This is a genomic window from Kitasatospora sp. NPDC001683, from assembly GCF_053596495.1.
Genome location: NZ_JBSFGK010000151.1, coordinates 1 through 11730, shown reverse-complemented (window position 1 = coordinate 11730; position 11730 = coordinate 1). Strand labels below are relative to the sequence as shown.

The following is an 11730-nucleotide window of genomic DNA, read 5'->3' as shown; positions in this document are numbered from 1 at the left end:
CCCCACGCGACGATGACCACCATGACGAACCGGCCGAACACGGTGAGGACCCGTCGCCCCGCGTCAGTGCGCGGCGGCCTCCCAGTCGGCGCCGACGCCGACGGAGACGTCGAGCGGGGCGCGCAGCGGGTAGGCGCCGGCCATCTGCTCGCGGACGATGGCCTCGACCTGCTCGCGCTCGCCCGGGGCCAGTTCGAGCACGATTTCGTCGTGCACCTGGAGCAGCATCCGGGAGCTGAGCCCGGCCGCGCGCAGCGCGTCGTCCACCCGGAGCATGGCGATCTTGACGATGTCGGCGGCCGAGCCCTGGATGGGGGCGTTGAGGGCCATCCGCTCGGCCATCTCGCGGCGCTGGCGGTTGTCGCTGTTGAGGTCGGGCAGGTAGCGGCGGCGGCCGAGCAGGGTCTCGGTGTAGCCGGTGGCGCGGGCCTCGTCGACCACCCGGCGCAGGTAGTCGCGCACGCCGCCGAAGCGTTCGAAGTAGGTGTCCATCAGGCCCTGGGCCTCGGCCGGCTTGATGCCGAGCTGCTGGGAGAGCCCGTACGCGGACAGCCCGTACGCGAGGCCGTAGGACATCGCCTTGATCTTCCGGCGCATTTCGGCGTCGACGGCGGCGCCGGGGACCTCGAAGACCTGGGAGGCGACGGTGGTGTGGAGGTCCTCGCCGGAGGCGAAGGCCTCGATCAGCGCCTCGTCCTCGGAGAGGTGGGCCATGATCCGCAGTTCGATCTGCGAGTAGTCGGCGGTGAGCAGCGACTCGTAGCCCTCGCCGACGACGAAGGCGCGGCGGATGGCGCGCCCCTCCTCGGTGCGGACCGGGATGTTCTGCAGGTTCGGGTCCTGCGAGGAGAGCCGGCCGGTGGCGGCGACCATCTGGTTGAAGGTGGTGTGGATCCGGCCCTTGGCCGAGACGGTCTTGAGCAGGCCCTCGACGGTGGTGCGCAGCTTGGCCTGGTCGCGGTGGCGCAGCAGGATGACGGGCAGCTCGTTGTCGGTCTGGGTGGCCAGCCAGGTGAGCGCGTCGGCGTCGGTGGTGTAGCCGGTCTTGATCTTCTTGGTCTTGGGGAGGGCGAGTTCGCCGAAGAGGATCTCCTGGAGCTGCTTGGGCGAGCCGAGGTTGAACTCGTGCCCGGCGGCGGCGTGGGCCTCCTCGACGCAGCGCTGGATCTCGGCGGCGAACTGGCTCTCCAGCCGGGTGAGCCAGTCGCGGTCGGCGGCGATGCCGTAGCGCTCCATGCGGGCGAGCAGCGCGGCGATCGGCAGTTCCATGTCGTGCAGCAGCCCGGCGGCGCCGACCTCGGCGAGGCGGGTGTCGAAGAGCGCGGCGAGGTCGAGCACGGCGCGGGCCTGGAGCATGAGGGCCTGGGCGTGTGCGGCCGGGTCCTCCTCCGGTGCGTCGAAGGCGAGTTGGCCGCTCTCGGCGGCGGGGGCCGGGGTGAGCGAGCGGGCCAGGTACTCCTCGGCGAGGACCTCGAGGGTGAAGGTGCGACGGCCGGGCTTCTCCAGGTAGGCGGCGAGCGCGGTGTCGGCGACGACGCCGGCGATGGTCCAGCCGCGTTCGGCGAAGGCGCGCATGACCTGCTTGGCGATGTGCAGGGCCTTGGGGGCGGCCGGGTCGGCGAGCCAGCCGGCGAAGGCCTGCTCGTCCTCCTCGGCGAGCAGCGCCGGGTCGAACCAGGCGGCGGACTCTCCTGCGGCGAGGGCGACTTCGGTGACCTCGCCGGTGCCGAGCGCCCACTGGTAGACGGCGGCCAGCGCCACCGGCGTCTTGCCGTCACGGGCGTGCTCGCGCAGCCAGGCGGCGAGCGTGCCGGGGTCGGTGAGCAGTTCGCCGTCGACGTCGACGCCGGGGGCGAGCTCGACGGCCTCCTCGACGCCTGCCGACGGGTCGATGCCGAAGACCCGGTCGCGGAAGTTGGCGTTGCGGAACTCCAGCGACTCCATCAGGGTGCCGACGGCCGCCTTGTCGAAGGGCCGGCGGGCCAGGTCGGTGACGCCCAGCGGGAGTTCGACGTCGCGGACCAGTTCGGTGAGCACCCGGTTGCGCTTGACCGAGTCGAGGTTGTCGCGCAGCTTCTCGCCGATCTTGCCCTTCACCTCGTCGGCGCGGGAGACGAGTTCGTCGAAGGAGCCGAACTGGTTGACCCACTTGGCGGCGGTCTTCTCGCCGACGCCGGGGATGCCGGGCAGGTTGTCGGACGGGTCTCCGCGCAGGGCCGCGAGGTCGGGGTACTGGCGCGGGGTGACGCCGTACTTCTCGGTGACCTTCTCCGGGGTGAAGCGGGTGAGCTCGGAGACGCCCTTGGTCGGGTAGAGCACGGTGACGTGGTCGGTGACCAGCTGGAGGGAGTCGCGGTCGCCGGTGACGATGTCGACGTCGTAGCCGGCCGCCTCGGCGGCGGTGGCCAGGGTGGCGATGATGTCGTCGGCCTCGAAGCCCTCGACCGTCATCCGGGGGATGTTCATGGCGTCGAGGAGTTCGCCGATCAGGCCGACCTGGCTGCGGAACTCGTCCGGCGTCTTGGCGCGGTTGGCCTTGTAGTCGGGGAACTCGGCGGAGCGGAAGGTCTGCCGGGAGAGGTCGAAGGCGACGGCGAGGTGGGTGGGCTGTTCGTCCCGGACGGTGTTGGCGAGCATCGAGGCGAAGCCGTAGACCGCGTTGGTGGGCTGGCCGGTGGAGGTGTTGAAGTTCTCCACGGGCAGGGCGTAGAAGGCCCGGTAGGCCATCGAGTGCCCGTCGAGCAGCATCAGCCGGGGTCGCGGGCCGGCCCCGCCGCCACCCGTCGCGCCCTTGTCCGTACTCTGCGTAGCCACGTCAACGTCCGTTCCTGCCGATTCCACTACCGGTCACCGATCCTATGGCCCTGCACCGACAAAAGGGGCACGCCCGGAAGCCGCGCCAGTCCCGGTACCGCCGGTACCAGTGAGTAGGACGGTCGTACGATCACAGGCAGCACGACGACGTGACACCCCCGAGCGGCAGGAGCTCCCCATGACCGACGCGGCCCCCGACACCGCCCCCGTCCTGAAGGTCCCGCAGGACGTGCTGGACCACTTCGCCAAGCTCGGCGTGAGCCCGGAGACCTTCTCCGGCGGCCACCTCGGCGAGAAGCTCGGCATCCGCATCGTCGAGGCCTCCGGCGACCGGGTGGTCGGCACCATGCCGGTGGAGGGCAACCAGCAGCCGTACGGGCTGCTGCACGGCGGCGCCTCGGCGGCGCTGGCCGAGACGCTCGGCTCGATCGGCGCGATGCTGCACGCCGGCCCGGGCCGGTACGCGGTGGGCGTGGACCTCAACGCCACCCACCACCGCTCGGCCACCTCCGGTCTGGTCACCGGGGTGGCGACGGCGGTGTTCAAGGGCCGCACGGCCGCCACCTACGAGATCGCGATCACCGACGACACCGGCAAGCGGGTCACCAGCTGCCGGCTGACCTGCATGCTGCGCGACCTGTAACGGGCCTTCAGGTCCGGCCGGTTCAGCACCGAGAACATCAAGTCCCCTTCCCGCCCCCTTGTTTGACCATCCATCCGCCTGGGCAGGCGTCGGTCCGGACAAGGGGGCGTCGGCATGTCCGGGCGCGATCGACGCGCCTCCCACACTTGTGACGCTACGTAACAAGTAGGAAATCCAAGCAAGTGTCGCCTCCGGGGCCCCAAGGGGCCCCGGAGCGCCTTCGTCACACCCTCGCTGTCCGCAATGCGGACGTGCACGGTCGAAAGCAGCACACCGGACGCCGACGTCCGATTATCGACGATGCCAGCTGCAACCCCCATTTCTGGGCCTTACATCCATCTACCAGCAAGTAGGCGCCCGGCAATTCAGGATCGATCGAGCCGGAACGACCACATGCTGAGACGAATGATACGTGTGCTCATAACAAGAGAATCACAGCCTGCTCACACCACTGCCCGAGCCGCCCCACGACATCTAGAGTCACGGCCAGTCACCGCGCCATCCGGAATGGGCCCGGCCCTCCGCGCATCCCGGCTCCCGCCACCGGCGCGGGCGCCTCCTGAACCGAAGGGGACCCTCGTGCGTCATCGTTCAGTAATTGTCGTGAGCATTGCCGTGATCGGCGCCCTCAGCCTCAGCGCCTGCGGCTCCCGCGGCGGGAAGTCCGGCGACACCGCCGGCGGCAAGGACAACAACGCCTCCACCACCGTCGTGATCGGCGTCGACGCCCCGCTCACCGGCGACCTCTCCGCCCTCGGCCTCGGCATCCGCAACTCCGTCGACCTCGCCGTCAAGAACGCCAACGCCACCAACGAGGTCCCCGGCGTCAAGTTCGAGATCAAGGCCCTGGACGACACCGCCAAGCCCGCCCCCGGCCAGCAGAACGCCACCCAGCTCGTCAGCGACCCCAAGGTCCTCGGCGTCGTCGGCCCGCTCAACTCCAGCGTCGCGCAGTCCATGCAGCAGATCTTCGACGACGCCGGCCTCACCGAGATCTCCCCCGCCAACACCGGCGTCGCCCTCAGCCAGGGCGAGAAGTGGGCCACCGGCGACAAGAAGCGCCCCTTCAAGTCCTACTTCCGCACCGCCACCACCGACGCCGTCCAGGGCCCCTTCGCCGCCCAGTTCCTCTACAACGACGCCAAGAAGACCAAGGTCTTCCTGATCGACGACCAGAAGACTTACGGCGCCGGCCTCGCCTCCACCTTCAAGGGCGAGTTCACCAAGCTCGGCGGCACCCTCGCCGGCGAGGAACACGTCAACCCCGACGACCGCGACTTCTCCGCCATCGTCACCAAGGTCAAGGCCTCCGGCGCCGACGCCGTCTACTACGGCGGCGAATACCCCGTCGCCGGCCCGCTGTCCCTCCAGCTCAAGGACGCCGGCGTCAACATCCCCCTGATGGGCGGCGACGGCATCCAGAGCGACGAGTTCATCAAGCTCAACCCCAAGAGCCAGGGCGACTTCGCCACCGCCGTCGGCCTGCCCGTCGCCTCCCTCGACACCGCCAAGAAGTACATCGACGACTACGCCAAGGCCGGCTACAAGGACGCCTACGAGACCTACGGCGGCTACTCCTACGACAGCGCCTGGGCCATCATCGAAGCCGTCAAGAACGTCGTCGCCAACAACAACGGCAAGCTGCCCACCGGCGACGGCGTGCGCAAGACCGTCCGCGACGCCGTCCAGAAGATCTCCTTCGACGGCGTCACCGGCAAGGTCTCCTTCGACGAGTTCGGCGACACCACCAACAAGCAGCTCACCGTCTACACCGTCAAGGACGGCAAGTGGGCCGTCGAGAAGTCCGGCACCTTCAACGGCTGACCCGTTCAACGGCTGACCCGTTCAACGGCTGACCCGCCACCTCGACAACCGACGCACCACCAGCGCGCGGGGACGCCACGAGTGCCCCCGCGCGCCCCCACATCCACCACCCCACGCGGACACCCCCGAACGCACTACGGAGGCCCAGCGGTGCACGACCTACCGCAGCAGCTGGCCAACGGCCTGATCCTCGGCGCCCTCTACGGACTCGTCGCGATCGGCTACACGATGGTCTACGGCATCGTCCAGCTCATCAACTTCGCCCACGGCGAGATCGTCATGGTCGGCGGCTTCGGCGCCCTGACCGCCTACCTCGCCCTCCCCGGCGGCACCACCCTCTGGCTGGCCCTACCCCTCATGCTGATCGCCGGCATCCTGGTCTCCACCCTCACCGCCGTCGCCGCCGAGCGCTTCGCCTACCGGCCCCTGCGCAACGCCCCCCGGCTCGCCCCCCTGATCACCGCGATCGGGCTGTCCATCTTCCTCCAGCAACTCGTCTTCTCCTTCTACCCCGACGCCAAGAAGGCCCGGGTCTTCCCCAAGATCCCCGGCGACCCCTTCAGCCTCGGCTCCGTCACCATCCAGCGCAGCGACCTCTTCCTGATCATCGCCGCCCCCCTCTGCATGCTCGCCCTCGGCTGGTTCGTCACCCGCACCCGCTCCGGCCGCGCCATGCAGGCCACCAGCCAGGACCCCGACACCGCCAAGCTGATGGGCATCGACACCGACCGCATCATCGTCATGGCCTTCGCCATCGGCGCCGCGTTCGCCGCCGTCGCCGCCGTCGCCTACGGACTGCGCAGCGGTCAGGTCGACTTCCGCATGGGCTTCATCCTCGGCCTCAAGGCCTTCACCGCCGCCGTCCTCGGCGGCATCGGCAACATCTACGGCGCCATGCTCGGCGGCCTCGCCCTCGGCCTCGCCGAAACCATCGCCACCGGCTACATCCAGCACGTCCCCGGCATGCACCTCTTCGGCGGCGCCGCCTGGAAGGACGCCTGGGCCTTCGTACTCCTCATCCTCGTGCTCCTCGTCCGGCCCCAGGGCCTGCTCGGCGAGCGCGTCGCGGACAGGGCGTGACCACCATGACCACCACCAGCACCGAGACCACCCCGGTCATCCCCCTGCCCACCACCGCCGCCACCGCCCTCACCGGCCTCGGCGCCCTCACCGTCGCCGCCTCCGCCGCCACCTCCTGGACCTGGACCAGCGACTTCCCCGGCGACCTCACCTACTACGGCTCCCCCGCCGGCCTCCAATGGCTCGCCCTCGTCGCCGGCATCCTCACCCTCGCCCTGCTGCTCGCCACCCGCGGCACCCCCGGCCTGCGCTGGGCCGCCCCCACCCGCAGCAACAACGCCGTCCTCTACGCCGCCACCGGCGCCCTCGCCGTCGCCGCCTACTCCGTCGCCGCCATCTCCGTCGAACTCGGCGGCCTCGCCAACCTCGAACCCGGCGGCTGGATCCTCGCCGCCGGCGGCCTGATCGGCATCCTCGGCGCCCTCGGCCTCCCCCTCGACCGACGCACCGAAGTACCCCTGCGCATCCTCGACAAGCGACTCTTCCTGCTCCTGCCCGCAGCCCCCATCGGCTGGTTCGCCGCCCACGCCATCCCCGGCGACAAGCCCGTCGCCCCCGTGATGACCGCCCTCGCCGGCGCCCTCGCCATCGCCGCCGGCGCCGTCCTGCTGCTCCAACTCGGCCACCTCGCCAACAGCCGGCTGCGCCTCGGCAGGATCGAACGCCCCGTCCCCGCCCCGCGCGAACTCCCCTCCTGGGCCGAGGTCCTGCTCATCGTCCTGGCCTTCGGACTCGGCCTCTACGCCATCACCTTCGGCATCGACACCGAGTACGGCGAACTCTTCATCGGCTACCTGCTGCTCGCCCTCCCCACCATCGCCGCACTCGCCAAGTCCGGCCTGCTCGGCCGGATGCGCGCACTCACCGTCAAGTACCGCCCCGTCACCACCGGCGCCGCCTTCGCCGCCGCCGCGAGCTTCCCGTTCACCCAGAGCAGCGACCAGTACACCTCCGTCGCCACCAACATCCTGATCTTCGCCACCGTCGCCCTCGGCCTCAACATCGTCGTCGGCCTCGCCGGCCTGCTCGACCTCGGATACGTCGCCTTCCTCGGCGTCGGCGCCTACGCCGCCGCCCTGGTCTCCGGCTCCCCCGCCTCCCCCATCCACGTCCAGTTCCCGTTCTGGGCCGCGATGCTCACCGGCGCCGCCGTCTCCATGATCTTCGGCGTCCTGATCGGCGCCCCCACCCTGCGACTGCGCGGCGACTACCTCGCCATCGTCACCCTCGGCTTCGGCGAGATCTTCCGCATCACCATGCTCAACCTCAACGGCACCACCGGCCCCAACGTCACCAACGGCTCCAACGGCATCCCCCGCATCCCCGACCTGGAAATCCTCGGCTTCAACCTCGGCAAACCCCACACCATCGGCGGCATCGAACTCGGCCGCTTCTCCAACTACTACCTGCTGATGCTCCTCGTCACCGCCCTCGTCGTGCTCGTCTTCGCCCGCGTCGGCAACTCCCGCATCGGCCGCGCCTGGGTCGCCATCCGCGAGGACGAAACCGCCGCCGAAGCCATGGGCATCAACGGCTTCCGCCTCAAACTCCTCGCCTTCGCCCTCGGCGCCTGCCTCGCCGGCCTCGCCGGCACCGTCCAGGCCCACGTCAGCTACACCGTCACCCCCGACCAGTACACCTTCGCCGAAGCCCTCCCCCCCAACTCCGCCTTCCTCCTCGCCGCCGTCATCCTCGGCGGCATGGGCACCATCAGCGGCCCCCTCGCCGGCGCCACCCTCCTCTTCCTCATCCCGAAGAAACTCCAGTTCCTCTCCGACTACCAACTCCTCGCCTTCGGCGCCGCCCTCATCATCCTCATGCGCGTCCGCCCCGAAGGCCTCATCCCCAACCGGCGCCAACAACTCGAGTTCCACGAAACCGCCGTCCCCGCCCAACCCACCGGCGACGACACCACCGCACTCACCAAGGCAGGGGCGTGACCCGCCAGATGACCACCACCGCTGCGCCCCTGCTCGACGTCACCGGCGTCACCATGCGCTTCGGCGGCCTCACCGCCGTCAACGACGTCTCCCTCACCGTCGGCCAAGGCGAGATCATCGGCCTCATCGGCCCCAACGGCGCCGGCAAGACCACCTTCTTCAACTGCCTCACCGGCCTGTACGTCCCCACCGAAGGCGCCGTCCGCTACCGCGGCACCGTCCTGCCCCCCAAACCCCACCTGGTCACCCAGGCCGGCATCGCCCGCACCTTCCAGAACATCCGGCTCTTCGCCAACATGACCGTCCTCGAGAACGTCCTCGTCGGCCGACACAGCCGCACCAAGGAAGGCATCTTCGCCGCCATCCTCCACACCCCCCGCTACCACCGCGCCGAGGCCGAAAGCCGCGAGAAGGCCATGGAACTCCTCGCCTTCACCGGCCTCGCCGACAAGGCCGACCACCTCGCCCGCAACCTCCCCTACGGCGAACAACGCAAGCTCGAGATCGCCCGCGCCCTCGCCTCCGACCCCGGCCTGCTGCTCCTCGACGAACCCACCGCCGGCATGAACCCCCAGGAGACCCGGGCCGCCGAGGAACTCGTCTTCGCCATCCGCGACCAGGGCGTCTCCGTCCTCGTCATCGAGCACGACATGCGGTTCATCTTCAACCTCTGCGACCGCACCGCCGTGCTCGTCCAGGGCCAGAAGATCGTCGAGGGCGACCGCGAGACCGTCCAGAACGACGAACGCGTCATCACCGCCTACCTCGGCGCCCCGCTCGAAGACAGCACCCCCGCCGTGCCGGAGACCGTTACGGAGACCGACCAGTGACCGCACTCCTCGAGGTCCAGGACCTCCGCGTCGCCTACGGCAAGATCGAAGCCGTCAAGGGCATCAGCTTCACCGTCAACCAGGGCGAGGTCACCACCCTCATCGGCACCAACGGCGCCGGCAAGACCACCACCCTGCGCACCCTCTCCGGCCTCCTCAGACCCACCGCCGGCCGGATCACCTTCGACGGCCAGGACCTGAGCACGGTCCCGGCCCACAAGATCGTCGCCCTCGGCCTCGCCCACTCCCCCGAAGGCCGGCACATCTTCCCCCGCATGACCATCGAGGAGAACCTCCTCCTCGGCGCCTTCCTGCGCACCGACGCGGCGGGCATCGCGGCGGACGTGGAACGGGCCTACGCCCTCTTCCCCATCCTCGGCGAACGCCGCCGCCAGGCGGCCGGCACCCTCTCGGGCGGCGAACAGCAGATGCTGGCGATGGGCCGGGCCCTGATGTCCCAGCCCAAGCTGCTGATGCTGGACGAGCCCTCGATGGGCCTCTCCCCGCTGATGATGCAGAAGATCATGTCCACCATCGTCGAGCTCAAGGCGAGCGGTACGACCATCCTCCTGGTCGAGCAGAACGCCCAGGCCGCACTGTCCCTGTCCGACCAGGGCTACGTCATGGAGACCGGCCGCATCGCCCTCTCCGGCACCGGCGCGGACCTGTTGCACGACGAGTCCGTCCGCAAGGCCTACCTCGGCGAGGACTGACCCGCCTCATACAAGGAGGGCCCGGCAGAAACCGTTCTGCTGGGCCCTCGCTGCGTGTCGCCTTACTCGGACTTGCCCTCTTCCGCCTTCTTGCGGTCCTGGGCCTCGCCCTCCTCGATGACCGCCTCGGCCACCGCCGCCATCGTCATCCGCCGGTCCATCGAGGTCTTCTGGATCCACCGGAACGCCGCCGGCTCCGTCAGCCCGAACTTCGTCTGCAGCACACCCTTAGCCCGGTCCACCAGTTTCCGGGTCTCCAGCCGCTGGGTGAGATCCCCGATCTCCTTCTCCAGCGCCCGCATCTCGGTGTACCGCGACACCGCCATCTCGATCGCCGGCACCAGGTCGGACTTCGAGAACGGCTTCACGATGTACGCCATCGCCCCCGCGTCCCGAGCCCGGTCCACCAGCTCCCGCTGCGAGAACGCGGTCAGCATCAGCACCGGCGCTAGGTGCTTCTCATGGATCTGCTCAGCGGCGGAGAGCCCGTCCAGGACCGGCATCTTCACGTCGAAGATCGCCAGATCCGGCTTCAGCTCCTCCACGAGACGTACCGCAGTCTCCCCGTCCCCCGCCTCGCCGACGACGGTGTACCCCTCCTCCTCGAGCATCTCCTTGAGGTCAAGGCGGATCAGCGCCTCGTCCTCGGCGATCACAATCCGGGTGATCTGGGGCGTATCGGTCTCAAGCGGCTGTGCCTGCTCGTCGGCGGTGCTCACGGGGCTCCTAGTTCCGGCGGGGTACTGCATGCACGAGGGTACCTAGACACGGTATGTTTGAGTTACTCGGTCGGGGTCGTAGACTTCGATTCGTAGGCCCCGATAGCCCAATTGGCATGAGGCAATGGTCTCAAACACCATACAGTGTGGGTTCGAATCCCACTCGGGGCACTTTTCCTTCGAATCGAAGGAAGGTCAAGACGGTCCAACAGTTGCAGGGCTTCACCCGGTCGGGTGAAGCCCTGCTTGTTTGAATGCCAATGGCCACTCGACCATGCAATCTCGGTCACATGTACGACATGGCCATGCGCCAGCGCGCGCTCGACCTCCATGCGTCCGGCCTAACCTTCCGCCAAGTCAGCCGTGCTACCGGAATATCCCGATTTGCGATCCGCGAGTGGGCATCCGGTGCCGTGCCCAGCCCGCGCATGACCGCCGAGTGCCCAGTCCGCGACGGGCGACTCGATCCGTCCCGACCGCGCGCCGACTATGCCTACCTACTCGGCCTCTACCTCGGCGACGGTTGCATCAGGGCCGCCGCCAGGTCTACGCCCTCCGCATCGCCTGCTGCGACGCCTGGCCCGGCCTCATCGACGAGTGCGAGCGCGCCGTCTCCGCCGTCATGCCGCACAACAAGGTCAACCGGGTCCACGCGCCTGGGTGCACCAGCGTCGTCAGTACCAGCAAGCACTGGCCCTGCCTCTTCCCGCAGCACGGCCCCGGCCCGAAGCACCTGCGGTCGATCCTCCTCACGCAGTGGCAGCAGGAGATCGTCGACGCCCACCCCTGGGAGTTCCTGCGCGGCCTGATCCACTCCGACGGCTGCCGCATCACCAACTGGGCGACCCGCACGGTCGGTGGTGTCTCGAAGCGCTACGAGTACCCGCGTTACTTCTTCACCAACACCTCAGCCGACATCATCGGCCTCTTCACCGGCACCCTCGACGCCGTCGGCGTCCAGTGGAAGGCCGCCTCCCGGTCCGACGGCGCCATGAACATCTCCATCGCCCGCAAGGACTCAGTCGCCCTGATGGACGCCCACATCGGCCCCAAGTACTGACAGCGGCGCGGCCACGATCCGCTGGCGGGCCCGCAGCTGGGCCTGCTCGTCGCGCATCATCACGAAGCGGACGGCGACCGCCTTGAGCACCGCGCACTCCAGCCGGA

General features: G+C 69.3%; 8 protein-coding genes, 1 tRNA gene and 1 pseudogene. 8 read left to right on the top strand and 2 right to left on the bottom strand.

All coding sequences use genetic code 11. From position 1 onward, the window contains the following. Window positions 1–63 precede the first annotated feature (63 nt). A complete protein-coding gene (polA, locus tag ACWCYO_RS38595) occupies window positions 64–2748 on the bottom strand; it encodes a DNA polymerase I (RefSeq protein WP_270151314.1) in 2685 nt (894 codons plus the stop codon). A gap of 244 nt (window positions 2749–2992) precedes the next feature. Between polA and ACWCYO_RS38590 the strand changes: the two genes are divergently transcribed. From ACWCYO_RS38590 to ACWCYO_RS38565, 6 genes are all read left to right on the top strand, one after another. Next, window positions 2993–3457, top strand: a complete 465-nt coding sequence (locus ACWCYO_RS38590; protein ID WP_030281858.1) for a PaaI family thioesterase — start codon at window positions 2993–2995, stop codon at window positions 3455–3457. Between the two features lie 579 nt (window positions 3458–4036). Then, window positions 4037–5281 (top strand): branched-chain amino acid ABC transporter substrate-binding protein, encoded by a 1245-nt coding sequence (locus ACWCYO_RS38585; RefSeq protein ID WP_449786806.1) that lies wholly within the window; start codon window positions 4037–4039, stop codon window positions 5279–5281. A 150-nt stretch (window positions 5282–5431) separates the two neighbouring features. Continuing rightward, window positions 5432–6361 carry a branched-chain amino acid ABC transporter permease gene (locus tag ACWCYO_RS38580; RefSeq protein WP_270147639.1) on the top strand — a complete coding sequence of 310 codons (930 nt, stop codon included), beginning with the start codon at window positions 5432–5434 and terminating at the stop codon, window positions 6359–6361. A gap of 5 nt (window positions 6362–6366) precedes the next feature. Then, window positions 6367–8301 (top strand): branched-chain amino acid ABC transporter permease, encoded by a 1935-nt coding sequence (locus ACWCYO_RS38575; RefSeq protein ID WP_270151313.1) that lies wholly within the window; start codon window positions 6367–6369, stop codon window positions 8299–8301. 8 nt (window positions 8302–8309) lie between these two features. Then, a complete protein-coding gene (locus ACWCYO_RS38570) occupies window positions 8310–9131 on the top strand; it encodes an ABC transporter ATP-binding protein (protein WP_270151312.1) in 822 nt (273 codons plus the stop codon). Then, on the top strand, window positions 9128–9844 hold the full coding sequence (locus ACWCYO_RS38565; protein WP_270147637.1) for an ABC transporter ATP-binding protein: 717 nt from the start codon (window positions 9128–9130) through the stop codon (window positions 9842–9844). Before ACWCYO_RS38570 ends, ACWCYO_RS38565 begins: the two co-directional genes overlap by 4 nt. A gap of 62 nt (window positions 9845–9906) precedes the next feature. Here ACWCYO_RS38565 and ACWCYO_RS38560 read toward each other — a convergent pair whose 3' ends face one another. Continuing rightward, the gene (locus tag ACWCYO_RS38560; RefSeq protein WP_270147635.1) at window positions 9907–10563 is read right to left on the bottom strand and encodes an ANTAR domain-containing response regulator; all 657 of its coding nucleotides are present in this window, start codon (window positions 10561–10563) and stop codon (window positions 9907–9909) included. A gap of 96 nt (window positions 10564–10659) precedes the next feature. Between ACWCYO_RS38560 and ACWCYO_RS38555 the strand changes: the two genes are divergently transcribed. Next, window positions 10660–10734, top strand: a tRNA-Leu gene (locus ACWCYO_RS38555). A 119-nt stretch (window positions 10735–10853) separates the two neighbouring features. Further along, window positions 10854–11623, top strand: a pseudogene (locus ACWCYO_RS38550) (transcriptional regulator). The last annotated feature ends 107 nt before the right edge of the window (window positions 11624–11730 follow it).

Bases quoted from the DNA above. Each gene is read 5' to 3' on its own strand.
- polA (WP_270151314.1), bottom strand. From the start codon at position 2,748: ATGCTGCTCGACGGGCACTCGATGGCCTACCGGGCCTTCTACGCCCTG.
- ACWCYO_RS38590 (WP_030281858.1), top strand. From the start codon at position 2,993: ATGACCGACGCGGCCCCCGACACCGCCCCCGTCCTGAAGGTCCCGCAG.
- ACWCYO_RS38575 (WP_270151313.1), top strand. From the start codon at position 6,367: ATGACCACCACCAGCACCGAGACCACCCCGGTCATCCCCCTGCCCACC.
- ACWCYO_RS38570 (WP_270151312.1), top strand. From the start codon at position 8,310: ATGACCACCACCGCTGCGCCCCTGCTCGACGTCACCGGCGTCACCATG.